Below are 26,188 nucleotides of genomic sequence, written 5' to 3' on the forward strand. Positions count from 1 at the left end.
ATTAGTAAATACGCAAAAAAGGAGGGAGTTTTTTCATAGCGAAGAACAAAAAAGCCCTCAAACCCGCGGTATACCGCCAAGCTTGAAGGCTTACTTTTAAAATAGAAAAATTATAATTTCGAACGAGTCTGAGAATCTGGCTTAGCCAGCAACCGAATCAAGGTGTTAATTACCGGACGTTTGGTTTTGCCAACAAGACCAATAACCTCGGCGCCGATCTGTAAGAAGAACATCATGATACATATCACGACAAAGGTAACCCAGTTCGCTTCATTAAGTGCAGCAGACGATTGGATAACGGCTAATACGCCAAAAAATGCAGCTATACCGTAAATAATCAATACAGTCTGTCTGTGGCTAAAGCCCAATTCACGCAGGCAGTGATGTAAATGACCTTTGTCTGGTGAGAAAATCGGTTTTTTCTGTAACTTGCGACGAATGATAGCAAAGAATGTATCAGACAAAGGCACGCCGATAATGATTAATGGCGTAATAAACGATACAATAGCGATCTGTTTAAAACCAAGCATCGACAACATGGCCAGAGAGAAGCCTAAAAATAGAGATCCTGTGTCACCCATAAATATTTTTGCAGGGTGAAAGTTGAAAAACAGAAATCCGATAATGCTGCCCAATAAAACCAGGCAAAGCATAGCAACCATATAGTTACCCATCAGAAGGGACATTACAAAAATCGTTCCGATTGCAATTCCTGAAACCCCAGCAGCCAGTCCATCCAGGCCGTCAATCAAATTGATGGCATTCGTTACACCTACAATCCAGAAAATCGTAAGGGGAATGGAGATCCAGCTCTCCAAAGAAGAGTATGCATCCTGAAAAGGCACATTCACAAAATCAACACGAATATCAAAAGCAAATACGACCATACATGCAACGGCAATTTGAGCCAAAAATTTCAATTTTGCATTAAGATCAAAACGATCATCGAGGGCACCAATCAGTGTAATCAGCGTTCCGCCAATCAGAAAGGCTGCGATAAAGTTAATATCCCGCGAAGACAGCGTTCCTTCAGGTACAAAAGGTGAAATCGCTAATAAGGACAACAGAAACGCCAGAAAAATCCCCAGTCCGCCAAGTCGCGGCATAATCCGAGTATGTACTTTTCGGGCATTCGGTACATCGACGGCTCCAACCTTCACAGCGAATTTCTTGACGAGCGGTGTCAACAACAGCGCAAGTCCCAGTGCCATGATGAAACCAATAATATAGATCAATAGCATTTGATCATTCGACCCCCAATTTTAAAGCAATCCCTTTTCAGATGTAACCGCATTGAATTATACTCTGATCGAAAATAAATACCAAGCTTCATATTCTGGCAAATTAGCGGGTTTTGAAGGCAGATTCAAGCTATTTATCACACTTTTGTGACGTTTTCTTTTTCACGCATCACTTTCACGGCGAATTTCGGCAGCGCAAGCATTCTTTTGTAGCGACTTGGCTCTTTCAGTAGCCTATACAGCCACTCAGCTCTGAGCTTTTGGAACAATTTAGGAGCGCGTTTAGCTTTACCGGATATGACATCGAAGCTGCCGCCCACCCCCATCATCACGGGAACGCCCAATTGTTCTTTATATTTACCAATCCAGGGTTCCTGTGTGTCTGCTCCACGTGCTACAAACAGCAAATCGGGATTTGCTTCACGAATAGCTGCAATCACCGCTTCATCCTCTTCCGGTCCAAAAAATCCGTCACGCTTGCCGCAAACCGTAATTCCAGGATAAAGCTCATGTACCCGTTGTGCAGTCGCTTGAATCACCTCGGATGTCGATCCGAGCAAATAAACTTTCCAATGATAGTTTTCTCCAGCTTCAAGCAATTCATGTAACAAATCAAAACCCGCCACACGTTCTGGTACTGGATGCCCTACATAATTTGCGGCCCAAACCACGCCAGTCCCATCCGGAACGATGAGCTCCGCCTGCTTCATCACGGACATGTACTTTGGATTTTCCAATGCAGCCATAACCATAATCGGGTTAGCAGTAATTACTTGATGTGGACGGCGAGACTCTACCGCTTGGATCAATACATTTAATGTATCTTTCATATTAAGCCTTGATACCGGAACACCGAAAATCGGGACGGTTGGCACATTCGTAACCTTATCAACTGTCACTGTATCCATCATCCTTTGCGACACAAGTAATTAATGATATGCTGTGCCGGCAAACGGGCCTCGCTCTTTAACAAAGCAATCGCCGCTCCCTGGCTCTCGATCCATTGGCCCCGCTGTTCCAACAGTCGTATAGCCTCATTAGCCAGCTTTTGACCATCCAGCGCTTCTGTAGTGCCTACAGGCTGGCTACCGACGCGACCGAGAAAATGGTCAATTTTCGGATCATAGGATATCCCCAACGGGGGCACTTGATGGGATGCTGCATAAATCAGACTATGCAATCTCATCCCGATCATCAAACTGCAGCGGCTGACTTCCAGCAGCATCTGCTGAGGATCGGTAACCTGCTCACACATGCTGACACAGCTGCCCGTTTCCCTAACATCCCCTAACAAATCCATTACCATCCTTGAAGCCTGCTCATCGTCCGGCAGATGAAAAGGGAAAAAGCGCAAATGCACACGGCGTGCAGCAACTAATTTCTTCAAACCATCCGCAATCGCCGTTAATTCACGACGCTCCTTGTCCCAGTAACGTACCGACACACCAACAATCGGAAGTTCATCCTCCCCTTCAACAGCCGCTTTGTGCAAGCCTTCAGAATGGGAGGGCAATGGAAGCCCCATTACGGGATCGGGAACGACCTCGACAGCAGGGCGTTTTAATTTCATGGCGCCCAGTAGCGTCGCAGACTGTTCATCTCTTACAGATACATATTCGCAGCGCTGAAACACAGACCGGATCATAGGGTAAAATATCTTCCGTTGCACCGGACCAATGCCTTGAGCATACACAAACGTCGGCTTTCCGGCCCACTGAGCCAGCTTGAGAATCGCCAGATAATAAGGAATGCTTTTGGGACTTGTTGCGTCCTGAAGCAAACTTCCGCCGCCGCTGATTAACCCGTCACTGTTTTTAATGGCTCTCCGAACTTCTCCCAGACTCATTCGTGGTACAGCTTCTACTCCGTACATCTTCTGCGTCCAATCGGGGTCCGAAGACAGCACAACAGGCTTAATCGTAATACCCGCCTGACGGCTTTCTTCCTCTAATGCTGTCAAAATCGACTTGAGCACCGCCTCGTCTCCACTATTGTGAAAGCCGTAATAACCCGAGATTATTATCGTTTGAGCTGTGGTGACCATTTCTTCCAACATCCTTCCAGCACTTGCCACACGACAATTGCGATAATTCCCAGAATCAGACCAAATCCCAATCCTAACAGCCCACGACTAAGCGAGAGTGCCGCTGGAGAATGAATGTGAGCAAAGGTATCGACCATAGAGGCTTGACCAATAGCAGCTATAATCAGCAAATAGATCGCTTTGCGATATTTCAACGCAAGGAACGCACCTGCAATAAACAGTGGGTGTGCCATCAAGAATTCCTTATTACGCGGACGCACACCAAATGCATTCTCAAGGAAATTTCGGAAAACCAGCTCTGTGTTAGACACGGTACCCGCATTCCCGGTACGGCTCAAATAGTACACTCCTGCGGCTCCAATAACAGCTAGTACGATGACCCATAGTACGGTAATCGGCGTGCGCAACAGCTTTGAGATTTCTTCACGTATAGAAACGCCCCGATAAAAGAAAATATATATCGCCGCCAAAAAAATCGGCAAAATGTGAAGCAAGCTTACGCCTCTAAATTGGTTCAGCACAAGGCTGTATGCAATACTATTCAACAACGCAATAACAAACGGTACAGCAGCCAACGACAAGACCGCTGTCTGAACGTACAATACAAGTGTTTGAACGAGACGGCGACCTACTGAAAGCTCAGGTTCCTGTTCACGTTTGATTCTAATCGTACGCACAGCAATAACCATTGCAACTGTGGGTCCGCTAATCGCTGCAAGTAGTGCCAAGCCCTGCTCCATCAAGCTGGAGTTCAAGACGTAAAGACCTGCTGAGCCAATCAATCCCAATCCAAACGCTAGCAAGGTCAACGCTGGGACAAAATACGACACCATAATGGAGAAGAAAGCCAGTGCCCCCAGTACAACCACCAATTTCAGGTAACGCTGGTACGACGAATCAACCACTTGAAATGGTTCAGCCTGTCCAAGCTCAAATCCCTTTTTCTCCATCCGTTGAACAGCATTACCCGGATTGTCCAAGCTATGGATCAAGTTATCTACAGAATCCTTCACTTTGGCCTCAGCCACACTACGGGTCGGAGCTGTATTAAGATACAGCATGCGAATGTTGCGGTCCTTGGTCGCCAATGCAAAACGATCAGCCAACGTCTCCACATCAAGCGTTGAATCTTTGTCACTCAGGGAGTACAGGCGCACAACATTATATTTTATAGCGTAAGCCAGCTTGTTGAAGCCTGCCTGCGGTTTTTTCAAGTTTTCAATAGCGGCCAGGCCAATATTGTATTTGTTCAGCAATTGAGCAAATGCCGCCAGACTGTGTTCTTTCTCATTATCTGTAAACCCTTTGACAGAATCTCCTTCAAACAAAATGCGTTTTACGCCATTCTCCTGAAAGGAAGCCAACGTCTCTTCCGTCAATTCCTGATTGTAAGGAAGGCTGTCGCTCATCCGAGGAACAATAAAAAATCCTTTACTCCGAAGCTGTTTCATGGCAATCGGATCAGGCTGCATGGGTTTGAGATACGCGTCCTCTGGAGAAGTTTCTACAACGAGCCCTTCATGGCCCTGAAAAGTCCATGGTTTGACGTTAATGTCCAGACTGCTAAAAGTACGTTCAATTAACGGCTTTAATGCCTCAGCATTTTCCTTGTCAGCAAAAACAACGTACGTAAAATTCTCATTTGCAGGTGAAAGGCGTTTTTCCATATCTGCGATGTTCTGAGTCGTATAGGTTACGACCCGGCCCGCTTTGCGGAAATCGTCCAACGTACTTTCATACATTGCCATACTGTTCACACCAGCCTGTTTTAAACGGTCAAGCTGCTCATTCAGGTAATCCTGTGGGTGGGCCTGATACGAAGCTGCCTCCGTCAAATCCCGATAGTCGAATACGATCTCTACTTTTTTACTTGATGATTCTGTCTGCACACGATCGGCAATTACAGGAATGGAAGCCAGCAAGCCAAGTGCAACCAGAATCCATAACCATTTTCGAGAAGCCGTATTCCAATACTGCCATTTCTGATACACCAAAGAACCTCCTTAATATTCGGGATTTTGCAAAATTCAATGCTGTCCACCTTGCCCTTACTCAGTTGCTGGTAGACCACTCATTGGATTTTGCAAAATCCTCCGTTACCGGAATAAGCTTATTTTCCCAAAGCCTCTTCCAGTTTATTCTACAACACGGAAATGACCCCCACGGCGTACTGCCCTTTGCCGTGAGAGGTCACCGATTTCTTAGTTCGTATCCAATTCCCTTAACCCTATTCTATTATAAATGGATTTGTCTCAAGCGTCTACGCGTGCCATAACAGCTTCCACCAGACGGCTGATTCTTTGCTCAGCATCCGCCAGAGAGGAACCTCGTACCGCAAAGTATACTTTAATCTTCGGCTCGGTACCGGAAGGACGCAAGCAGAACCACGAACCGTCTTCCAGTAAGAACTTAAGCACATTCTCTTGCGGAAGTCCGTCCAAACCCTGTGAGTAATCCAGCACTTTTTCCACCTTCACGCCTGCAATCTCCAGAGGTGGGGTAGTGCGCCAATCCGTCATTTTGCCTTGAATCTGCGCCACTCCATCCTTGCCCTTGAGTGTGCGGGACTCCAGCTTCTCCAGAAAGTAACCAAACTGCTCGTACAGCTCCTCTAAAACATCATACAGCGTCTTGCCTTGGGTACTGTAATAAGCAGCCGCTTCAGCGATCAGCATAGCCGCCAAGACCGCATCCTTGTCACGGGCATAATTACCTGCCAAATAGCCGTAGCTCTCCTCATAGCCAAACAGGTAGGTATAATCGCCTGTTTGGTCAAACTGATTCATTTTCTCACCAATGTACTTGAAGCCCGTAAGCGTGTTAAATACGGTTGCTCCAAAATGCTCAGCAATCACTGCGCCCATTTCACTTGTTACGATGGTTTTAACGACCGCTCCATTACTTGGAAGCTTACCCGTTTCTTTTAGCTGGTTCAACAAGTAGTAGACCATGATCGCGCCAGACTGATTACCGGACAATACTACATACTCGCCGTCACGGTTTTTCACAACCGCTCCCATGCGATCCGCATCCGGGTCTGTACCGATCAACAAGTCCGCACCAATCTTTTCACCCAGCGCAATCGCCAGCTTGAAGGCATCACGTTCTTCCGGGTTTGGTGATTTGACAGTGGAAAATTCAGCGTCTGGCTGTTCTTGTTCAGGCACAACATGCACCTGCTCAAAACCGATTTTCTCCAACACGCGGCGAATCGGTACGTTGCCTGAGCCATGAAGAGGTGTAAACACAACCTTGAAGTTTTTGCCTGGTCCGGCTGCAATCAGCTCACGATTAACACTCGCACTGGCTACCGTATCCACAAATGCTTCATCTTCTTGCTCTCCGAGCCAAACCAGCAGGCCCTGCGCCTCTGCTTCTTCACGTGTCAGACGGTGAACATCAGCAAAAGAAGGAACCTCATGGATATAACCAATTACCTGCTCGGCCTGATCAGGAACAAGCTGACCACCTTCATCGTTGTATACCTTGTATCCATTATATTCAGGAGGGTTATGGCTTGCTGTTACGACAATTCCACCACTGGCTCCCAAATGACGTACGCTAAAAGAAAGCTGTGGTGTTGGACGCAAGGATGGGAACAGCTTAGCAACGATGCCGTTGCCTGCCAGCACCAAAGCCGCATCCAAAGCAAACTCTGGCGAGAAATGACGCGAGTCATGTGCGATTACAACCGAAGGCTTCCCTTCTTTCCCCACATGCTGCTCCAAAATATAACGAGCCAGTCCCTGAGTCGCACGTCCAATGACGTAACGATTCATCCGGTTGCTGCCCGCCCCGATCACTCCGCGCAGACCACCTGTGCCGAATTCCAGCTCTTTGTAAAAGCGATCCTCCAACTCCTGCTCGTTGCCTTCCAATGCGCGCAACTCCTGTTTGGTTTCTTCATCAATATAAGGGTCATGCAGCCAGCTCTCAATGCTTTCCAATGCCTTTTTACTCAACTGCGTCATGCCAATTTCCCCTCTCCGTTTTTGGTTGGTCAAAACAGGATTTCTATGTACACATGCACTCGGTTCAAACGTCGTGCTTATGTCTCCAGAGCTTACTTATTGAGCAGGGTCAGACAAAGCAAACATAATTTCGCCTTCGGCTACTACCGTCTCGCCTACTTTGGCCGTAGCTTTCCCTTTGCCAAACGAGCCTTTGGAACGGGTTATTTCCACTTCAAGCGTCAGCGTATCCCCAGGAACCACCTGTCCACGGAAACGGAAGCCATCCAGCCCTGCCAAGAAACCAATTTTACCGCGATTGCTTTCCAGATGCAGCAGTGCGAATGCCCCTACCTGAGCCAAGGCTTCGGTAATCAGCACACCCGGCATAACAGGATACCCCGGAAAATGTCCAATGAAATGAGGCTCATTCATCGTTACATTTTTAATTCCTACTGCTCTTTTCCCTTCCTCCAGCTCAATAATGCGGTCCACCAACAAAAACGGCGGTCGATGCGGGATAATCTCCTGAATTTGATTAACATCCAATTGCAATTTGTCCATTTACCTTAATAGCTCCTCCCGCTTGCAGGGTCTCGGCCCTCAACAAAATAGAGCCGCTGCAAGCATAATATTCCCCCGCCTGCGCTGCATAAAAACAGCTCAAAGCGGTAACAATGTTAGATATCCTTCACCTACTGCAGAAGTGAAGGTTGAGATAAGGGGCTTTTTCCGCCGGTTATGCAACCAGAGGCGCGAAGAGGCCCTTTTGCCCGTGCTTGGTCTTACCCCGCAGTGTTTAAACTTCCCCATCATTATACAGTTATCAGATGTAAAAAGAAAATTACGCGGAAGTACCATATTGGTTGCTCGTTTTAGGGGGTTGAACTGCAATTTTATTTGAAACATAGGGTTCGCTTCGCGGTTCATTTGATTTTACGATCGCTGTTGCCCCTTAATTTTTTCATTTTATAAAACCTATAAGGTTAAAATTCAGGGACAAAGACGAACGCTATCGCTTCTCCAAATTCAATGAACCACTACGCTGAGCTACCTTGGGCTCAAAAGAAATCGGCAGCTTCAATAAAGCTCGCCATCAGGAAGGGCGAAACAACAAAGCCTAGTCTAAGACCTGGGCTTTAACAACGACAAATTCATATATGGGGATATCAATCCCATCATAGACCCAAACGTGTACCATTATGCATAACAAAACCCTGCGCCGCTGGCACAGGGTTTTGTTTTTATATACTACCCACACAAATAGCGGGTTGATTTACCTTAACAAGAGTGGGCTCAATGGCAGGCAGCAGCGAAGCGGAGGATTTGAATCTGAAGAAGCGTGAGCGTTCGCCTTTGCAACGGGATTTTTACACTTGAATAACTTATAAAATAAGAAAATCCCGTTGCAACAGCGATCGTAAGATCAAATCATTCGCGGAGCGGTCTTTCCTCGCCCCCACTCTTTTAAAGTAAATCAAGGCGCAAATATCAAATCAATGACATGCTGCCAGGTTTTCCATTCAAATACACCTGCCAGCCCTTGCTTGCCTACGATCACATATCCTGCAATCAAACCACCCAACAGCGCGAATAGGAATAGCAACGGGATTACGAAATAACGGGCGGTACGCCAGCGGGACTTCGCCTTTTCAGGCACCGGACGGGAATTGGGTTGTTCTTCTTTCATTACCAAATCCCTATGCCCTCAGATTGTTAGCCAGGTTCATCATTGTATCGCTAGAAGTCAGCGCCCGCGCTGCCATTTGATACATCCGCTGAACTTGCATCATATCCGTCATTTCACCCGCTAAATCCACATTCGACTCTTCCAAATAACCGGAACGTACAGATACGTCCGGTGGAACAGCGCCCGCTACACCTGCTGCACCAAATACATTCGCTTCTGTCACACCGTTCGCTAATACGAATAGGTTATCGTCCCGTTGTTCCAATCCTTCTGGACGCTGCACATCCATCAGCTTGATCCTCTGACCAACTGTCGGATCTCCGGTCCCGTTTCGGCGAATGAGCAATTCACCGTCCGTGTTAATCGCTACCTTGGAGTTAGCCGGAGCGGTCACAGGAACATCATTGTTATCTAACACTTGATAGCCCTCTGAAGTTGTCAACATCATTGTTGTGCCGTCATTCGGATCTGGAATAAAATGAAAGCCTCCGTCACGTGTCCAAGCCTTCTGTCCATTCCCCTGAACTTCGAACATAGCATTACCCTGGATCGCCAGATCGGTAGGAAGCCCCGTCTCTTTAAGCGGTCCTTGCTCCATATTTTTCATAGTCGAGGCCACTTTCACACCGTAGCCCAAATTATAGCCGAGCGGCATAGCCCGTCCGTTTTGGAGATACGTTGAAGGCTGCTGCTTCACATTGGCTAGCACATCTTCAAAAGAACCCTGTTTACTCTTATAACCAACCGTATTGACATTGGCGATATTATCGGCAATCAAATCCAAGCGCTGCTGCACACTGGCCATTGACACCATTGCGCCGATCATGGAGTTGTTCATCACTTACCCCCTGTTATACACGGCCTACTTCATTAACGGCCTTGTCCAAGCTTTTATCATAAAATTGAATGACCTTCTGATTCGCTTCATAAGCTCTTAACGCAGCCATCATATCCACCATCGACTGCGAAGCGTCCACATTGGATACTTCCAGATAGCCTTGACGGACAGAAACCACATCATTTGCAGTCATCGTTCTGGCCGTAGCACCGTCCGTATCATTCAGACGAAAATTCCCGTTACCTTCACGAACGAGCTGGTATGGACGGTCAATGACACTGATTCCGAGCGTCGTCCCCAATGTCTGATTGGAGTCTTTGTCCACCAATTCGCCTCGCTCATTTACTTTAAGCGCTGAAACAGCCCCCGTCAATCGTATCGGGTTGCCATTCGTATCCAGCACTGCTGAACCAGTTGACGAGAGCAACGCTCCTGTTCCATTTACCCGAAAATGCCCATCACGTGTATAACGTACATTACCGTTATTGTCCCGAACCGTAAAAAACGCTTCCGGACGATAGGTGACTTCACCGTTAGCATTGATGAATTTCCCCGACTGATCAAAAGCCATAGGCCGACCAGTTGCCGGGTCGTTCACGTTAATATTGGACTGTATCGCGAAATCCGTAGCTTGTCCGCTGTCCTTCAATGCCCCCTGAATGTAAGGGGAGAGGCTTTCCTCAGCAAAAACGCCAGTATTGAGCTTGCCGACCGTACGGTCCGGATTATCCGGATTGCCTCCAGTCATCGAAATAAGCATTTCGGGAAAAGAACGCTGAACACTGTTCTCCTGCTTGTATCCCGGCGTGTTCATATTGGCAATATTTTGCGTCACGGTGTCATGGCGTCGTTGTTGCGTTGTCATTCCGGCAGCCGCAGTATATAAACCTCTCAACATGTATCGTGCACCCCAATCCTGTACTCTCCTGATCAAACATCTGCTCGTACGGAGGCATGGAAGCCAAAGCCTAGATAGCCTGCATGATCACACACGAGTCTCTTATAATCATTATCGGCAGATTAGAACTTTTTCTTAACGACATGATCCAAATTATCCAGCATAATTCCTGTGCCCTTGACGACACAATGCATCGGATCTTCAGCAACCAGCACCGGAACACGCAGTTCTTCGGCAAGCAGCTCGTCCAAACCGCTCAGCAACGCGCCGCCACCTGTCAAAATAACACCGCGGTCAATAATGTCGGCTGACAGTTCCGGTGGGGTCTGCTCCAATACAAACTTGGCCGCAGCAACAATCGCTGACACAGGATCTCTGAGCGCATCCTGCACCTCAGCCGCAGAAATACCTAACGTTTTAGGCAACCCGGATACCATATCCCGTCCCCGGATGTCCATCTCTGCCTGTCGTCCGCTAGGATGCACGGTGCCGATGGCGATTTTAATATCTTCCGCCGTACGTTCCCCGATCAAAAGCTTGTACTTTGTTTTCACATATTTCATGATGGCGGAATCAAACTTATCTCCTGCCATTTTAATGGAAGAAGCCGTTACTACATCCCCCATAGACAGAACCGCAACATCTGTTGTTCCACCACCAATATCCACAACCATGTTGCCACTAGGCTCAAAAATATCCATTCCTGCCCCGATGGCAGCTGCTTTTGGCTCTTCCTCTAAAAATACTTCTTTAGCCCCGCTACGCTCCGCCGCTTCACGAATCGCTTTTTGTTCCACTGAGGTAATGTTCGTCGGCGCACAGATCAGAATACGAGGGTGGCTGTACCAGCTTTTACCCCCTACACGATTGATAAAATATTTTAGCATAGCTTCGGTCACTTCAAAATCGGCGATGACACCGTCGCGCAGTGGACGGATGGCTATGATATTACCGGGAGTACGTCCAACCATACGGCGTGCTTCCTCTCCGACAGCCAGAACTCTTTTTGTATCGCTTTCTATTGCAACAACGGAAGGTTCGTCAAGAACAACCCCCTTCCCTTTGACGTGGATAAGCACGTTGGCCGTACCGAGGTCGATACCGATATCATTACTGAACATATTAAAAAGGCCCCCAAAGTGATATTTTAAAAAGCTAAGATTCGACAAGAAGCGGCAAATATATGTATAAACCTACGGTTACATGTCATTTTTCGATCTTGTACCATCTTTTAACATATCATACTTCAGGGGGTTGATTCAATGGCTTTGCCAGCCAATTCACTATATATTTTTAAGACTTGCCTGAAACGAGGATCTCCCTTCTTTTGCCGCTCGTTTTTTTGTACTTGATTTTCGTCGCTTCCCCTCCCCGCAGATGACGGATGGATTTATGGTATTCAAGAATGTGCTTCACCTGATCTGCAAGGTCCGGGTTGATTTCAGGCAGCCGTTCGGTCAGATCTTTATGCACCGTGCTCTTGGAGACACCAAATTCCTTGGCAATCGTACGGACCGTATTCCTTGTTTCCACGATACAGCGACCGATTTTGATGGTCCGTTCCTTGATGTAATCGTGCACGCTCCCGCCTCCCTACTGTGGATAGTTTGGTACATTATATGAGGAGTGTGCCTATATATTCGCGGTTTGGCGGGAAGACATGCTTCGGAAGGCCTATTTATTTGGCAAAAGCAACTTATGTTTACCCAATGAACTACAGAAGCACAAGAAAAAGCGAGGGATGATGATCCCCCGCTTTGCATGAAAAGCTATTGCCGAATTTATTTTTTAGGAAGCAGACCGGTTGGATTCACTGGCTTGGCATCCTGATACACTTCAAAATGCAGATGTGTTTTCAAATCCTTTTCAAGTTCATTACGACCCGCCGAAGCGATGACATCGTTCTGTTTTACTTGATCGCCTTCTTTTACTTTCAGATCGTTCAAGCTTTGGTAAACGGTTCTGAGATTGTTATCATGCGTAATTTCCACAACATTGCCTACCAGCGGGTGTTGTTCCACACGGGTCACCTTACCACTGAGAGCGGCTCTCACTTCGAATGTTTGATCATCGGCGCGAGAAAGATCAATACCAGTGTTGGCGGTAAAGGTTTTATCGTACTCTACCATTGCAGCCGCCTGTTCGTCAGCTGTCGCGTTTTCGTCAAAGAATGGCTTTACGACCTGTACTGCGGCAGCATCCGCCACCGGCCATGCGAGATTTTCCGACTGGGCAACGACTTCCATACTTTCAGGCTGTTGTCCGGTGACATCGGTATTGACTGTTGATGTATTCTGTACCGATGAATTAGCTGGGTCAGGTTTGAAAGACTTCTGGCTGGCATCCTGATAGACCCACACTAAGGTTAGTATAATGGCTGCTGCGGCAATGTAGGCTGCCGGGTATGCCCACCTTTTGGACAACAGCTTTTTCCACGAAGACGGCCGTGAAGCCCTTCCACCCTGAAAGGTTTTGGGTGTTTCTTCATGATTTTGGTTCTGGTTTTTATTTTGTTCACTCATTTGCTCATCACCTCAGTAACCAGTGTTACCGGGTGCAACTCTTTTATACTTCAAAGTTTTGAAAAATTTACTAACTTAGAATACGAGAGGCTTGGGCAAAAGAAACCCCCGTGTAATAGTGAAGGAGAATTTGAGTGGCGGTATGTCCTTCCTTGGCCATTCCGTTGGCTCCCCATTGGCTCATACCGACACCATGACCGTAGCCGTAGGTTGTAATGACGATCCGATCTCCTTCGGTCTTCCACGTAAATTCAGCAGAACGCAGCCCTAGCTTGTTTCGGATTTCCGGCCCTGTAAAAATAGTGCCTCCTACTTCGATCTGCTTGATCCGATGGCCCTTTGTCTTGGAAAGTACTTGAATTTCCGGCATACTCCCTCCTCCAGTGGAAGCGGCTATCGCCGTACGGCTCAATCCCAATCTATCAAGCACATTCTGGCGGCTCAGTGTGACGGTTTCTGCATAACGGGGCGCAAGCTGCTTGTCCCATGGGCTTGACACACTCCGTAAATAGGGAACAGCCTTAGCCCATACATCCTCTGAATTTTCAGTATAACCGTTACTGGTAGAAAAAAAAGAAGCGGTAATCGGTTTGCCCTCATATACCATGATCGTATCCTTGGTGTCGCGTACAGCCTGCCGGATTTTGGCCAGTTCTGCGGATTTGCCAGAATGTCCCCACTCTCTATTAAGTTTGGCTTTGGAAATGTAGGCTTGGTGCTTAACCGTATCGGTCACATCCGCCCCCGCCGGAGCGCCGCTGGTGTCATCAGCCAGCAAACGCCGAGCAATGAAGGTACGCGCGGCAATAGCCTGCGCCTTCAGCGCCTCGCCCTCGAAGCTGGGCGGCATTTCGGCGGCTACTACGCCGACAATGTATTGCTCCAGCGGCAGCGTCTCCGTGCGACCGGTGGACGTGACGTACACGCGCACGTCCGGTTCTGCCGCCGCTGGTACACTGCGCGCTGGCGCGGCGGGCACCGCAGGTATGGGCGGGACGCCCGGCAGGCGTGTAACAGGCGCCTCGCCCTTCGCAACCGCAGACGTGCCCGTGCGGTTGCTAGGCGGCAACGGCTGCGCCGTGTGGCGAGGCCATGCCAGCAGTGTGGGCACGGCCAGCGCTAGCGCCAGCAGGCCCGCCATAGCGGCGGCGGGCAGCCATGGGCGGCGGCTGCCCCAGCGCGGTACACGCCCGGCAGAAGGCCGCAGGTGCGGCAGCGGCGCGGGCGGCAGGCTGCCGCGGGCGCGGGTCGTAGCTGCCCCAGGGACGGGCGGCGACGCGGGGATAGGGCGCTGCGCAGGAGTGACCGCCGCCGTACGCCGGGCGGTGATAGTCACTCTGTCAGGAGCTAACGCGCCCGGCGGAACGATCTGCTGTGGCACAGGACGCCCTGCCTGTACAACAGCTATAGTGCCGTGACTGTCTTCCTCAGGTGAAGTCCGGCGATGTTCCTTGGAATGATGAATCGGTATGCGAATACGAACCTGTGAATCTTTCATAAGCTGAAACCTCCATCAAAGGGCTTGAGTCCGGCTGGAAGCAGTGATATGCTCCAGCAGATATTTTCAATCATATGAAGTCGTCCACTTTGATAGAACCCTTTTAAGAGAACTGAAAGAATGAAAAAGACAGGCTGAAAACATAAAAAAACCAAGCCCTTTATGGACTTGGTTTCTCACTTGTTCGTAAATGTTACAGCATGTAGCCGCATGAGGCTATATACGCTAAAGCTTAGGCCAGGGAAGGCTGAATCTTAAACAGATTCCCTGATGCCGGTTCTGGTATGACGCGCTCAGCACTAGAAACACCCAGCTTGGGCTCTTCTACCGTTACTCTGTAAATGTCCGCGCCTAACCCGGTCAGCTTCTCAGCCAGATGAACATAACCACGGTCAATGTGATGTACGCCGGATACCTCCGTTGTACCTTCCGCAATCAGTCCAGTCAGAATCAAGGCGGCACCTGCGCGCAAATCTGTCGAGGTCACTTTTGCACCTGTCAATTTAGCATTGCCGGTTACAATCGCGGAACGGCCTTCCACTTTAATCTCCGCATTCATCAGATGAAATTCATCCACATGCATAAAACGATTTTCAAATACAGTTTCCGTGATAATGCTGGTGCCTTCAGCGGCAAGTTGAAGTGCCATCATCTGAGACTGCATATCCGTAGGGAAACCAGGATAAGGCAACGTTTTAACATCAACAGCCTTTAACGGTTTATCCGAAATCACACGAATTCCATTTTCATCCGGTTGAATGGTTACACCCATTTCTTCCATCTTGGAGATAACCGGTCCCAAATGGTCCGATATCGCGCCCTCTACATATACGTTCCCGCCTGTGATCGCAGCAGCAACCATGTAAGTACCTGCTTCTACCCGGTCGGGAATGACCGTATGCTTCACACCGTGCAGCTTTTCAACGCCTTCAATGCGAATAACGCCTGTACCTGCACCGCGCACCTTAGCCCCCATACCGTTCAGGAAATTCGCAAGATCGACGATCTCAGGTTCCTTGGCAGCATTTTCAATGGTGGTAATGCCCTCCGCAAGAGTAGCGGCCATCATAATATTTTCGGTCGCACCTACGCTGGCTACATCCAAATAAACTTTGGCTCCACGCAGACGCCCGTTACTTTTAGCTTCAATAAATCCTTGGCCCAGACTAATCTCGGCCCCCAATGCTTCAAAGCCCTTCAAATGCTGATCAATCGGTCGCGTACCAATTGCACATCCGCCTGGAAGCGAAATTCTTGTGTGTCCCAAACGTGTAAGCAACGGCCCCATAACCAAAAACGATGCGCGCATTTTCCTAACCCACTCGTAAGGGGCTTCACAGGAAATTATCTTCCGTGCGTCAACACGAATGACCTCGTCTTGGTATGTAACGCCTGCTCCTAAGGACTCCAGCACTTTGTTAATGGTCATCACATCGTCTAGAGGAGGTGCATCAATGATAACACTTTCTCCTTCTTCTCCTAAAAGAGATGCGGCGATGATCGGCAGAACTGAGTTTTTGGCTCCGCTGACTTTGACACTCCCGGTCAATCTGTTGCCACCGCGGACGATAAATTTGCTCATCTATGGTTCCCTCCGCGCGTCATTTCCCTTTTCCATCATGGAAAAAAAGAACATATTCCGCTATTTTCATGCCTTGCTTTTTCATTACATAAAAAAACAAGAATTTACTAATACCCTAACTGCCATCATAACACTGATTAAATCAAGTATACAAGCGTTTTTTACACATGACGACTATTGTGCTTCCAGCCTGTCCGGCCAGCTATACACGCATAGTTCTTTTGTTTACCATTGTTGACAATATGGCATGATGTTATTCGACAATTCCCGCAGATACAGGGTCATAAAGTCATATAACCTGCCCACTTCATGTTAAAACACATTCTAAAGCATCCGGCTCCATGAGATATAGCTTAAAAGGAACCCGGACACCAGCTGTCCCAAAATAATGGCAAGAAACAAGTGCAGCAATCTGCCCTGTGGTCCCTTAGGATGCCTGATGAACAAATCCAGCTTTAAGCTCTGTAAAGCCCACCAAGCTAGCGCTATACAAATGAGCGACACGATCATGGAGACCAGCGCGGTCATACTCGCTGATTGACTTAACTGTTCAGCCAATTGCTGCTTCCCGTTCATCCGTAATCCCTCCCATCTGCGTCACAGACTTCTTTATAATACTCGGCGAACGCCTAATATGCCAGTGCTATTTCTACTTTCAGGACAATTATTTCGACAAAATGTGAACATTTCCTTCTGTTTCGTGAATTTAAAAGGTACTATGTACCTAGCTATTAAGCAAGAAATGGGACTGTATTTTTGGAAATCATATCAAAAAAAAAGGGCTCGATCACAGTGATTGAAGGAAGGAAAAGTCTACCTCCTCTTCTTCTGCCAGAACATCATTTGGCAGAAATTATGAAGCGGTCTCCTTGTCATTCCATCCATATACCATGCCGAACCCTTTTACAATCCAGTTAAAAGCCCAATTTTAAATCTTTTTGGTTCTGATGCTCGTTGCATTCAGACGGTTAAGCGCCCGTTGCAGGGCTACCTCCGCCCGATGATGGTCTACTTTCTCCTGTTTGCTCTGGAGCCGCAGCTCTGCCCGCTCCCTTGCCGCACGGGCACGCTCCACATCAATATCCTCGGAACGCTCCGCACTTTCAGCCAAAATGACCACTTTATCCTTGCGGACTTCTACAAAGCCCCCATTGACCGCAATCACTTCTGTCTGACCGCCAGTTTTAATACGTACCGGCGCAATCTTCAAGGGAGTGACCAAGGGAAGGTGTCCGGGTAAAATCCCAAGATCGCCTTCCGAGCCGCGAACACTGATGCTGTCTACCTGTTCTGCAAAGACCAGGCGCTCCGGCGTCACAATCTCCAACAAATACGTGCTCACTTGAATCCCTCCTGAAAGCTGCCCGCAGACAGCTCACTTCGTAAGGCTCGGCTATTCTTCGCCTGTATGCTTACAGCGTTTTGGCTTTTTCTACCGCTTCTTCGATGGCGCCTACAAAAAGGAAGGCCGCTTCTGGAAGATGATCATACTTGCCTTCCAGAATTTCTTTGAAGCTTCGTACGGTTTCTTTAACCGGTACATATTTACCCGGGAAGCCGTTGAACGTTTCGGCAACGTGGAAAGGTTGGGACAGGAAACGCTGGATTTTGCGCGCACGGGCTACCAGCATTTTGTCTTCTTCACTCAACTCGTCCATACCCAGGATGGCAATGATATCCTGGAGCTCGTTATAGCGGGCCAAAATTTGTTTTACGCCTTGTGCTACATTGTAGTGCTCTTCACCTACAACTTCTGGAGCCAAAATCCGGGAGCTTGATGCGAGTGGATCAACCGCCGGGTAAATACCCATTTCGGAAATTTTACGCTCCAGGTTTGTCGTTGCATCCAAGTGGGCAAACGTTGTAGCAGGAGCCGGGTCAGTGTAGTCATCTGCAGGAACATAGATGGCCTGAATGGAAGTAACAGAACCCTTTTTAGTAGAAGTAATCCGTTCTTGCAATTGACCCATTTCAGTTGCCAGTGTAGGCTGGTAACCTACTGCCGAAGGCATACGTCCCAACAGGGCGGAAACCTCGGAACCCGCTTGGGTAAAGCGGAAGATGTTATCAATAAAGAGTAACACGTCACGGCCTTCCTGATCACGGAAATACTCCGCCATCGTCAGACCCGTAAGGGCAACACGCAAACGCGCGCCTGGAGGCTCGTTCATTTGTCCGAACACCATCGCTGTTTTATTGATAACGCCGGAATCTCTCATTTCATGGTACAAGTCATTTCCCTCACGCGTACGTTCACCAACGCCTGCGAATACGGAAATACCACCATGTTCCTGAGCGATATTGTTAATCAATTCCTGGATGGTTACGGTCTTACCTACACCAGCACCACCAAACAACCCAACTTTACCGCCTTTGGCGTAAGGAGCCAGCAGGTCGATAACTTTAATGCCGGTTTCGAGCATTTCTGCTTGAGTTGTCAATTCATCGAAGGCAGGAGCCTGACGGTGAATCGGGTTTCTAGCTGCTTCACTCAAATCAGTACCATTATCAATTGGCGTTCCAAGTACGTTAAATACGCGTCCCAGAGTTGCTTCACCGACAGGTACCGAAATAGGTGCTCCCTGATCGATTGCTTCAACTCCACGAACCAGACCATCCGTGGAAGACATGGCAATACAACGCACACGGTTGTCACCAAGGTGTTTCGATGCTTCGAGCGTCAGATCAACTTTGACTCCGTTCTCCAGCACAGTCCCAATATGAATGGCATTCAGGATTTCTGGAAGCTGTCCGCGTTCAAACTCAACGTCGACAACCGGACCCATGATGCTCACTACGCGTCCTTTGTTCATCTTTTGGTTTCCCTCCTACAAGCTTGCACAGCCGCAAATCCGAACTACACGATTTGTTTTGCGCCCGCAAATTATCATATTAGTATAGGACCAGCTATACAGCAGTCCGCAAAAAAAGCCCATTAAGACTGGGCGCTTGCCCCTGCCACGATTTCCGTAATTTCCTGGGTAATAGCCGCTTGACGAGCACGGTTATAGGTCAGCGACAGCTCACCAATCAGCTTCGTAGCATTTTTAGTGGCAGATCCCATTGCTGTCATTTTTGCTCCCAGCTCACTCGCCTTACCGTTCAGCAAAGCACCATAGATGAGTGTTTCCGCGTACCGCGGCAACAGCACTTCCAGCACTCCTTCCGGTGATGGCTCATACTCATAGTTAATCGAGGATGATGCAGCAGCCGAATCCGGCGTCGCCATAGGCAACAGACGTTCAACGGTCGGAATCTGAGTCAATGCATTAACAAAGCGGTTATAGCATAGATACAGCTCATCAAATTCTTTGAGCTCAAAACCCTGTACAGCTTTGTTGGCAATCGCCTTGATATCTGCAAATGCAGGTGTATCCGACAGGTCTGTTACCGACTCGGCAATAGGAAACTCGCGGCGTCTGAAATAGTCCCGCCCTTTTCGTCCAATAATGAAAATGGTAAATTCATCCTGTGAACGGTGACGTTCTGCAATTGTCTGTGTAACCTGCCGCAAAATATTGGCATTATAACCACCAGCCAGACCACGATCAGATGTAATGATGAGATATGCCGTCTTTTTGACCGGACGCGATTCCAGCATCGGGTGCTTAACGTTGTTTGACCCCGCAGCAATACTGGTCACAACTTCCCTAAGCTTTTCCGAATAAGGACGGGCCGCTTCAGCCTTCTCCTGAGCTTTTCTCAGCTTGGATGCAGCTACCATCTCCATCGCTTTCGTAATCTGCTTCGTACTCTGCACACTTTTGATCTGACGTTTAATCTCGCGCATACCTTTTGCCATGATTTCACCACCTTCAAGCTTTGGCAAAGCCAAAGCTACTTCGTAAGCATTCACTTAGCTTTGGCTTTACCAAAGCTAACTTCGTAAACCGGTTCTGGATATCCGGCCGTCCCATGATGAAGGACAGTCCAGCCGGACTTATCATAAAGGGCCTGTTATTGTGGATAAAACATGCCAAGGAAGCCACAGCCCGGAGGGCACGCTTCCTTAGGGCACTTCTCGTCATAAACAGGCAAATTCCAATGTATTAAACCGACGTAGCAAATGATTTTTTGAATTTCTCGATAGCTGCTTTGAGAGCCGCATCGTTATCAGGTACCAAGTCTTTTGTGTCACGAATAGATTGAAGAATGTCTTGGTGATCAGACTCCATATAAGAAAGGAAGTCTTTCTCAAAACGTTTCACGTCTGCAACAGGAATATCATCCAGGAAGCCTTTTACCGCAGTGTACAAGCTCACAACCTGTTGCTCTACAGCCAGCGGCTGGTTAACACCCTGTTTCAAAATCTCCATCATACGCGCGCCGCGATCCAGACGAGCCTTGGTGGACTTGTCCAAATCGGAACCGAATTGGGAGAACGCTTGAAGCTCACGATATTGGGCAAGATCCAGACGCAGGGAACCTGCAACCTTTTTCATCGCTTTGATCTGAGCCGAACCACCTACACGGGATACGGAAATACCTACGTTAATCGCCGGGCGTTGTCCTGCATAGAACAAGTCAGCTTCAAGGAAGATTTGTCCATCTGTGATGGAAATAACGTTCGTTGGAATATAGGCAGATACGTCGGAAGCCTGTGTTTCGATGAATGGCAACGCAGTAAGCGATCCGCCGCCTAACTCGTCATTCAGCTTCGCTGCACGTTCCAGCAAGCGGGAATGCAGATAGAAAACGTCACCTGGGTATGCCTCACGGCCCGGTGGACGACGCAGCAACAGGGAAAGCTCCCGGTAAGCTGACGCTTGTTTGGTCAAGTCATCGTATACAACCAATACGTGCTCACCTTTGTACATAAAGTACTCGCCCATAGCGCAGCCAGAGTAAGGTGCGATATAGAGCAATGGTGATGGCTCGGAAGCTGCTGCTGTAACAACAATCGTATATTCCAAAGCACCATGACGGCGTAAGGTTTCAACGACTTGAGCTACCGTAGACTGCTTTTGGCCGATGGCAACATAAATACATTTCATGCCGCTGCCTTTTTGATTCAAAATCGCGTCAATCGCGATAGAGGTTTTACCTGTTTGACGGTCACCAATGATCAGCTCACGTTGGCCACGACCAATCGGAACCATCGCATCAATAGCTTTAATCCCCGTCTGCATTGGCTCATGTACCGATTTACGGGCCATAACGCCTGGAGCCTGACTTTCTACCGGACGGAATTCCGTTGTAGCAATTGGGCCTTTACCGTCAACTGGTTGTCCCAGTGGATTAACGACACGTCCGATCAATGCTTCCCCTACAGGAACCTGCATGATCTGACCTGTACGTTTCACTTGACCGCCTTCACGGATATCGGAGAATTGACCGAGAATAACGACACCGACATTGCTTTCTTCCACGTTGAGCGCCAAGCCCAAAACGCCGTTTTCGAATTCAACCAATTCACCGGACATGACTTTTTCCAGTCCGTAGACGCGGGCAATACCGTCGCCGACTTCAACAACAGTGCCGACTTCAACGACCTCGATATCATTTTTATATTGTTCAATCTGACTTTTAATCAATGAACTGATTTCTTCAGGTTTGATACTCAAGTGTGTTCACCCCTATCTTCTATACTCGTCTGTTAAAGGATTTCTCGAGACGATCCAGCTTGCCGGCCAGACTGCCGTCGTACAGTGTATCGCCGATAACCACTTTCAATCCGCCCAGCAGACCCGGGTCCACTATATTTTCCACACGGATTGTTTTATGTTCACGGGCTCCGAATTGCTCGGCTACCGCTGTTTTTTCCTGCTCACTGAGCGCATAAGTGGAATACACCTTTGCATGGGCAAGTCCCAGCTTGTACTCCTGAATATCGAGGTATCCGGCGAGAAGAGATTCGAACAAATCTGCTCTGCTGCGCTGAATCAACAGCGTAATCGTGTTGATGAGCGGGGCAGACAGCTTGCCTTCAAAACTGTTAGCCAGAACCTGAAGCTTGACCGCTTCCGTAATGTTAGGAGAGTCGATGAACTTACGGATTTCAGCATCCCCGGAGACAGCTTCTACAAAAGCACGCAGCTCTTGCTCGGTCTCCATAATGGTTTGCTCTTGCTCCGCCACTTCAAACAAAGCTTTCGCATACCGTTTGGCAACTACCGTATCCCGGCTCATGCTTTGCCTCCTACCTCTTTAAGGTACTGGTCGACAAGCTCTCCCTGGACTTGGTCTTCCTTGATTTCTTTTTGAATCAGCTTGGAAGCGATTTGTACCGAAGCCCGGCCCACTTCGCTGCGCAGCTCGGCAACTGCCTTATTGCGCTCGCTTGTGATCTCACGAACAGCTTCGTCTTTCAGGCGGACAGCCTCGTCCTTGGCCTGAACGATAATTTGCTCAGCTTGCTTGCTACCTGTTTGTTTCGACTGCTCAATAATATCGTAGGCTTCTTTACGTGCCTGTTGGAGAGCCTGCTTTTGCTCATCAACATAAGCAGCAGCCTGTTCACGCGTTTGTGCCGCCTCATTCATTTGCTGTAACACAAGCTGACGCCGCTTTTCCATAACGGAAAAGAGAGGGCCAAATGCATAACGCGTCAGTAACCAGTACAAGATCAAAAATGCAATGATAGTGAAAACGATACTTGTCCAATTTAAACTCAATTGAAGTCACTCCTTTCCGGTGAACGTCAGTCCTAGATCTTTCATATCTCAAACGAACAAAGAAGGCGCGGATGGCTGTGCCTTCCCCGCCAAACCTTGCTTCCATTCAATTAAGCTGCTGCGTAGAAAATGAATGCCAGGACAACACCGATGATTGGCAGTGCTTCGACCAGACCTACACCGATAAACATTACAGTTTGCAAAGAAGCTTTTGCTTCTGGCTGACGAGCGATACCTTCAACTGTTTTACTTACGATCAGACCGTTACCAATACCTGCGCCGAGCGCACCCAAACCTACTGCGATAGCTGCTGCTATTAATGCCCAAGCTCCCATTTTAAAAATCCTCCTTAGAGATGTGTATTTGTGTTGTACATGTATTTGCAGTTAAGAGCGAAGCGCACTCCTGAACTTAACTAAAAACCGGAAACTGAAATTACCTAATGCTCTTCTTCATGCGTGTCGATTGCCTGTGAAATATACACGAACGTCAAAATGGTAAAGACGAACGCCTGAATACTGCCGACAAAGATACTGAATCCTTGCCATACAATCAGTCCCAATACGGATGCAATCCATCCTCCAACGCCAATTGCCGTCAATTTCAGCAGCACACTAATCAAAACCTCGCCGGCAAAAATATTACCGAATAGACGCATACCATGTGTTAATAGTTTTGAGAACTGCTCGATCAGGTTAATTGGCAAAAAGAAAGGGAATGGCTGAATGTAATGCTTGAAGTATGCTTTGGTGTTACGGAAGATTCCCAGGAAATGAACCAGGACAAAGATCATCAATGCTAGACCAATGGACACCCCTGCATCTGCGGTAGGTGATTTCCACCAGTTGACACCCACGTGGGCAGGTTCGCCCGGATGAGACGCTTGTGCTTGTTCTAATGCTTCTTTGACTGGAATGATTTCATGTCCAAATACTTGGGCACTTTGCGCATTATCGAAATCGGTCACAATCCCGAACGGTAAGCCCAGCATATTTCCGACGAAAATGAACATGATCAGCGTCATCCCCAATGATAGGAATGGCTTCCCTTTCTTCAAATCCATCGTACTGGATATGAGTCCTTGAACGAATTCTACAACCCATTCCATAAAGTTTTGCAGCTTGCCAGGATTGTCTACAGACAAATTGCGTGTTGCGGCAAAAGCCAGTCCAAACACAATAGCACAGGTTACTACAAGCATAATAATGATGGACAAGTCAATGTTGAACCCGCCCAATTGGATAATCGGTGATTCATGCAACATGTTTTCTCACCCCTTTCTCAGTTGAGCCATCATTTTTCCTGTAGCGCGAATATGATGCCTATAATTAAAAGAAGAAATTGTCCAGTCACCAGGCTTGCCATTACAGCGATCTCATGGAAATAGGCCGGAAACTCCAACGCCAGCACCACCGCCAAAATAGAGGTCGCTACACGAACTCCAAAGCCGATGCCCACCCTTTTCTTCTTGCCTTCACCGGCGGCCGCACTCGCAACCTGTCGAATTTTGTAGGCCATATACAGCACATTAAGACAGCTTACTCCCGTTCCCAGAATGATTCCGTGAGCAATGTCACGATGTTGGGGCATGAAGGCGGAGACCAGGAAACACAGAGCCATAATACAAAGCGCTACGATCCATAACATTTTTTGCATTCGGGTCATCTCACTCATGGTTATCCCTCAATACCTTTCCGATCACAAGGGCAATACTCAATGCGCCTACAACCAAGCCTGCGAGAACGCTTACGCCAATCCAAATTCCGGAGTTACCAAGTTTGGCATCTAGCCATTTTCCGGCATAAAAACCACCCAGTGTGCACACGGCTAAATCAATGCCGATAGCGCTCACCAGTCCAATTGCCTTGAAGGCATTTCCGGTGTTATTTCGGTTGTTGTTTTGCTTGGAAGGTTTGACCACTTTTCCATGCCACCCCTGCAATTCCAGTCCATTTTACTTAAATATAAGATACTTTGTCAATTGAGATATTTTAGCGTCCTAAAGTATAAAATCAGTCGACAAAGCATCTTAAAATGCCGTATCCCTTGGTAACCGTACAGTTTAACTGTATGCTTGCCTTGTAAAGGATTATTATGTCGTGCGAACACCTCTTGTGAACATTGTGTGAAATTCTTCAGGACGTTCGGGTTGAACACCATAATGGTGCAAAATTGCATTGACAATTCTTACCGAAGCTTGTCCATCACCATAAGGGTTTGCTGCCTGACTCATAGACTCATATAATGCAGAATCCGTCAAAAGAGCCTTGGTCCGATTGTAGACATTCTCTTCACTCGTACCCACCAGTTCCAGTGTACCAGCTTCAATTCCTTCCGGTCTTTCAGTCGTATCACGCAGTACCAGTACAGGCACGCCGAATGAAGGTGCTTCCTCCTGAAGACCACCGGAATCGGTCAGAATAAGATGAGTGTGTGGATAAAAATTGTGTAAATCCACCACATCCAGCGGATCAATCAGCTTTATACGCGGATGGTTGCCTAAAATCTCAAATGCAGGCTCCTTCACAGCCGGACTCGGATGAACCGGATACACGATCGCGATATCCTCAAACTCGTCCGCAATCCGTTTGACCGCACTAAAAATTTGGCGATGTGGCTCCCCTTGGGACTCCCGACGGTGTGCCGTCATCAGAATCAGGCGCTTGCCTTTAGCCCATTCCAGCACCGGATGCTCGTAATCCTGGCGAACCGTATACTGAAATACGTCAGTCACGGTATTGCCTGTTACATATATTCGCGATTCAGGTTTATTTTCCTTCCGCAAATTCCCAGCAGATAAAGATGTAGGAGAAAAATGAAGATCAGACAGCACTCCTGTCAGTTGACGGTTCATTTCCTCAGGGTACGGAGAAAGCTTGTTCCACGTCCGCAAGCCTGCTTCCACATGCCCCACTTCGATCTGTTGCATAAAGGCCGCATAGCTGGCCAGGAAAGTCGTCAGCGTATCCCCGTGAACGAGCACGATATCAGGCTTTGCCTCACGTAACACAGGTTCTAATCCTTGAAGTACACGAATGGAAATTTCATTAAGTGTCTGACGATCCTTCATCACATCCAGATCATAGTCAGGGTGGATATTAAACACTTCCAGAACCTGATCGAGCATTTGGCGATGTTGAGCCGTTACACATACGATGGACTCGATATGCTCGGGGTGGCGTTGAAGCTCCAAAATAAGAGGAGCCATCTTAATCGCTTCCGGACGCACGCCAAAAATAGTCATCACTTTGATTTTGGACATTTTCTGTTGAACCCCTTTTCAAAATAAACATCCGGTTCCAAGACCGTTC

The 26,188-nt window shown here is 48.0% G+C and carries 26 protein-coding genes; all 26 read right to left on the reverse strand.

Annotated features, from left to right (window positions below; translation table 11 throughout):
- Nucleotides 1-110: 110 nt before the first annotated feature.
- Nucleotides 111-1,241 (reverse strand): glycosyltransferase family 4 protein, encoded by a 1,131-nt coding sequence (locus HPL003_RS04630; protein ID WP_014278454.1) that lies wholly within the window; start codon nt 1,239-1,241, stop codon nt 111-113.
- Between the two features lie 137 nt (nt 1,242-1,378).
- Entirely contained in the window at nt 1,379-2,140 is a 762-nt protein-coding gene (locus HPL003_RS04635; protein ID WP_014278455.1) for a WecB/TagA/CpsF family glycosyltransferase, read from the reverse strand.
- An 8-nt stretch (nt 2,141-2,148) separates the two neighbouring features.
- On the reverse strand, nt 2,149-3,285 hold the full coding sequence (csaB, locus tag HPL003_RS04640) for a polysaccharide pyruvyl transferase CsaB (protein ID WP_014278456.1): 1,137 nt from the start codon (nt 3,283-3,285) through the stop codon (nt 2,149-2,151).
- Entirely contained in the window at nt 3,261-5,276 is a 2,016-nt protein-coding gene (locus tag HPL003_RS04645) for a DUF5693 family protein (protein ID WP_014278457.1), read from the reverse strand. The genes csaB and HPL003_RS04645 overlap by 25 nt, the downstream gene beginning before the upstream one ends.
- A 261-nt stretch (nt 5,277-5,537) precedes the next feature.
- On the reverse strand, nt 5,538-7,256 hold the full coding sequence (locus HPL003_RS04650) for a phospho-sugar mutase (protein ID WP_014278458.1): 1,719 nt from the start codon (nt 7,254-7,256) through the stop codon (nt 5,538-5,540).
- A 96-nt stretch (nt 7,257-7,352) separates the two neighbouring features.
- Nucleotides 7,353-7,799: a 3-hydroxyacyl-ACP dehydratase FabZ gene (gene fabZ / locus HPL003_RS04655; protein ID WP_014278459.1), complete on the reverse strand. Its 447-nt coding sequence runs from the start codon at nt 7,797-7,799 to the stop codon at nt 7,353-7,355.
- A gap of 913 nt (nt 7,800-8,712) precedes the next feature.
- Complete coding sequence (locus tag HPL003_RS04660) at nt 8,713-8,925, reverse strand: DNA-directed RNA polymerase subunit beta (RefSeq protein WP_043922303.1); 213 nt, start codon at nt 8,923-8,925, stop codon at nt 8,713-8,715.
- 10 nt (nt 8,926-8,935) lie between these two features.
- Nucleotides 8,936-9,763: a flagellar hook-basal body protein gene (locus HPL003_RS04665; protein WP_014278461.1), complete on the reverse strand. Its 828-nt coding sequence runs from the start codon at nt 9,761-9,763 to the stop codon at nt 8,936-8,938.
- A gap of 13 nt (nt 9,764-9,776) precedes the next feature.
- The gene (locus HPL003_RS04670; protein ID WP_014278462.1) at nt 9,777-10,661 is read right to left on the reverse strand and encodes a flagellar hook-basal body protein; all 885 of its coding nucleotides are present in this window, start codon (nt 10,659-10,661) and stop codon (nt 9,777-9,779) included.
- A 122-nt stretch (nt 10,662-10,783) separates the two neighbouring features.
- Nucleotides 10,784-11,782 carry a rod shape-determining protein gene (mreB, locus tag HPL003_RS04675; protein ID WP_014278463.1) on the reverse strand — a complete coding sequence of 333 codons (999 nt, stop codon included), beginning with the start codon at nt 11,780-11,782 and terminating at the stop codon, nt 10,784-10,786.
- 172 nt (nt 11,783-11,954) lie between these two features.
- Nucleotides 11,955-12,242, reverse strand: coding sequence for a sporulation transcriptional regulator SpoIIID (spoIIID, locus tag HPL003_RS04680; RefSeq protein ID WP_007432737.1), 288 nt, complete (start codon nt 12,240-12,242; stop codon nt 11,955-11,957).
- Between the two features lie 200 nt (nt 12,243-12,442).
- On the reverse strand, nt 12,443-13,183 hold the full coding sequence (locus tag HPL003_RS04685; protein ID WP_014278464.1) for a stage II sporulation protein SpoIIQ: 741 nt from the start codon (nt 13,181-13,183) through the stop codon (nt 12,443-12,445).
- Nucleotides 13,184-13,253: 70 nt separating this feature from the next.
- Nucleotides 13,254-14,681, reverse strand: a complete 1,428-nt coding sequence (gene spoIID, locus HPL003_RS04690; protein ID WP_014278465.1) for a stage II sporulation protein D — start codon at nt 14,679-14,681, stop codon at nt 13,254-13,256.
- A 232-nt stretch (nt 14,682-14,913) separates the two neighbouring features.
- Nucleotides 14,914-16,263 (reverse strand): UDP-N-acetylglucosamine 1-carboxyvinyltransferase, encoded by a 1,350-nt coding sequence (gene murA, locus HPL003_RS04695; RefSeq protein ID WP_014278466.1) that lies wholly within the window; start codon nt 16,261-16,263, stop codon nt 14,914-14,916.
- Nucleotides 16,264-16,587: 324 nt separating this feature from the next.
- On the reverse strand, nt 16,588-16,839 hold the full coding sequence (locus tag HPL003_RS04700) for a DUF1146 family protein (RefSeq protein WP_014278467.1): 252 nt from the start codon (nt 16,837-16,839) through the stop codon (nt 16,588-16,590).
- Nucleotides 16,840-17,191: 352 nt separating this feature from the next.
- Complete coding sequence (locus HPL003_RS04705; RefSeq protein ID WP_014278468.1) at nt 17,192-17,605, reverse strand: F0F1 ATP synthase subunit epsilon; 414 nt, start codon at nt 17,603-17,605, stop codon at nt 17,192-17,194.
- 70 nt (nt 17,606-17,675) lie between these two features.
- The gene (atpD, locus tag HPL003_RS04710) at nt 17,676-19,076 is read right to left on the reverse strand and encodes a F0F1 ATP synthase subunit beta (protein ID WP_014278469.1); all 1,401 of its coding nucleotides are present in this window, start codon (nt 19,074-19,076) and stop codon (nt 17,676-17,678) included.
- A 122-nt stretch (nt 19,077-19,198) separates the two neighbouring features.
- Nucleotides 19,199-20,065 (reverse strand): ATP synthase F1 subunit gamma, encoded by an 867-nt coding sequence (gene atpG / locus HPL003_RS04715; RefSeq protein ID WP_014278470.1) that lies wholly within the window; start codon nt 20,063-20,065, stop codon nt 19,199-19,201.
- Nucleotides 20,066-20,312: 247 nt separating this feature from the next.
- On the reverse strand, nt 20,313-21,827 hold the full coding sequence (gene atpA / locus HPL003_RS04720) for a F0F1 ATP synthase subunit alpha (protein ID WP_014278472.1): 1,515 nt from the start codon (nt 21,825-21,827) through the stop codon (nt 20,313-20,315).
- Between the two features lie 19 nt (nt 21,828-21,846).
- Nucleotides 21,847-22,392, reverse strand: a complete 546-nt coding sequence (locus HPL003_RS04725; RefSeq protein ID WP_014278473.1) for a F0F1 ATP synthase subunit delta — start codon at nt 22,390-22,392, stop codon at nt 21,847-21,849.
- Nucleotides 22,389-22,877, reverse strand: a complete 489-nt coding sequence (gene atpF, locus HPL003_RS04730) for a F0F1 ATP synthase subunit B (protein WP_014278474.1) — start codon at nt 22,875-22,877, stop codon at nt 22,389-22,391. The genes HPL003_RS04725 and atpF overlap by 4 nt, the downstream gene beginning before the upstream one ends.
- Nucleotides 22,878-22,987: 110 nt before the next feature.
- Entirely contained in the window at nt 22,988-23,212 is a 225-nt protein-coding gene (gene atpE / locus HPL003_RS04735; protein WP_014278475.1) for a F0F1 ATP synthase subunit C, read from the reverse strand.
- A gap of 104 nt (nt 23,213-23,316) precedes the next feature.
- Nucleotides 23,317-24,141, reverse strand: coding sequence for a F0F1 ATP synthase subunit A (gene atpB / locus HPL003_RS04740; RefSeq protein WP_014278476.1), 825 nt, complete (start codon nt 24,139-24,141; stop codon nt 23,317-23,319).
- A 29-nt stretch (nt 24,142-24,170) separates the two neighbouring features.
- Nucleotides 24,171-24,551, reverse strand: coding sequence for an ATP synthase subunit I (locus tag HPL003_RS04745; RefSeq protein ID WP_014278477.1), 381 nt, complete (start codon nt 24,549-24,551; stop codon nt 24,171-24,173).
- On the reverse strand, nt 24,544-24,798 hold the full coding sequence (locus HPL003_RS04750) for an AtpZ/AtpI family protein (RefSeq protein ID WP_014278478.1): 255 nt from the start codon (nt 24,796-24,798) through the stop codon (nt 24,544-24,546). The genes HPL003_RS04745 and HPL003_RS04750 overlap by 8 nt, the downstream gene beginning before the upstream one ends.
- 171 nt (nt 24,799-24,969) lie before the next feature.
- Nucleotides 24,970-26,139 carry a non-hydrolyzing UDP-N-acetylglucosamine 2-epimerase gene (gene wecB, locus HPL003_RS04755; protein WP_014278479.1) on the reverse strand — a complete coding sequence of 390 codons (1,170 nt, stop codon included), beginning with the start codon at nt 26,137-26,139 and terminating at the stop codon, nt 24,970-24,972.
- Nucleotides 26,140-26,188 lie beyond the last annotated feature (49 nt).

The sequence above is a fragment of the Paenibacillus terrae HPL-003 genome (assembly GCF_000235585.1).
Classification (GTDB): domain Bacteria; phylum Bacillota; class Bacilli; order Paenibacillales; family Paenibacillaceae; genus Paenibacillus; species Paenibacillus terrae_B.

Excerpts from the sequence above, each read along its gene's own strand:
- HPL003_RS04630 (WP_014278454.1), bottom strand. The coding sequence starts at position 1,241 with ATGCTATTGATCTATATTATTGGTTTCATCATGGCACTGGGACTTGCG.
- csaB (WP_014278456.1), bottom strand. The coding sequence starts at position 3,285 with ATGGTCACCACAGCTCAAACGATAATAATCTCGGGTTATTACGGCTTT.
- HPL003_RS04650 (WP_014278458.1), bottom strand. The coding sequence starts at position 7,256 with ATGACGCAGTTGAGTAAAAAGGCATTGGAAAGCATTGAGAGCTGGCTG.
- fabZ (WP_014278459.1), bottom strand. The coding sequence starts at position 7,799 with ATGGACAAATTGCAATTGGATGTTAATCAAATTCAGGAGATTATCCCG.
- HPL003_RS04660 (WP_043922303.1), bottom strand. The coding sequence starts at position 8,925 with ATGAAAGAAGAACAACCCAATTCCCGTCCGGTGCCTGAAAAGGCGAAG.
- HPL003_RS04665 (WP_014278461.1), bottom strand. The coding sequence starts at position 9,763 with ATGAACAACTCCATGATCGGCGCAATGGTGTCAATGGCCAGTGTGCAG.
- HPL003_RS04670 (WP_014278462.1), bottom strand. The coding sequence starts at position 10,661 with ATGTTGAGAGGTTTATATACTGCGGCTGCCGGAATGACAACGCAACAA.
- mreB (WP_014278463.1), bottom strand. The coding sequence starts at position 11,782 with ATGTTCAGTAATGATATCGGTATCGACCTCGGTACGGCCAACGTGCTT.
- HPL003_RS04685 (WP_014278464.1), bottom strand. The coding sequence starts at position 13,183 with ATGAGTGAACAAAATAAAAACCAGAACCAAAATCATGAAGAAACACCC.
- spoIID (WP_014278465.1), bottom strand. The coding sequence starts at position 14,681 with ATGAAAGATTCACAGGTTCGTATTCGCATACCGATTCATCATTCCAAG.
- murA (WP_014278466.1), bottom strand. The coding sequence starts at position 16,263 with ATGAGCAAATTTATCGTCCGCGGTGGCAACAGATTGACCGGGAGTGTC.
- HPL003_RS04700 (WP_014278467.1), bottom strand. The coding sequence starts at position 16,839 with ATGAACGGGAAGCAGCAATTGGCTGAACAGTTAAGTCAATCAGCGAGT.
- atpD (WP_014278469.1), bottom strand. The coding sequence starts at position 19,076 with ATGAACAAAGGACGCGTAGTGAGCATCATGGGTCCGGTTGTCGACGTT.
- atpG (WP_014278470.1), bottom strand. The coding sequence starts at position 20,065 with ATGGCAAAAGGTATGCGCGAGATTAAACGTCAGATCAAAAGTGTGCAG.
- HPL003_RS04725 (WP_014278473.1), bottom strand. The coding sequence starts at position 22,392 with ATGAGCCGGGATACGGTAGTTGCCAAACGGTATGCGAAAGCTTTGTTT.
- atpE (WP_014278475.1), bottom strand. The coding sequence starts at position 23,212 with ATGGGAGCTTGGGCATTAATAGCAGCAGCTATCGCAGTAGGTTTGGGT.
- atpB (WP_014278476.1), bottom strand. The coding sequence starts at position 24,141 with ATGTTGCATGAATCACCGATTATCCAATTGGGCGGGTTCAACATTGAC.
- HPL003_RS04745 (WP_014278477.1), bottom strand. The coding sequence starts at position 24,551 with ATGAGTGAGATGACCCGAATGCAAAAAATGTTATGGATCGTAGCGCTT.
- wecB (WP_014278479.1), bottom strand. The coding sequence starts at position 26,139 with ATGTCCAAAATCAAAGTGATGACTATTTTTGGCGTGCGTCCGGAAGCG.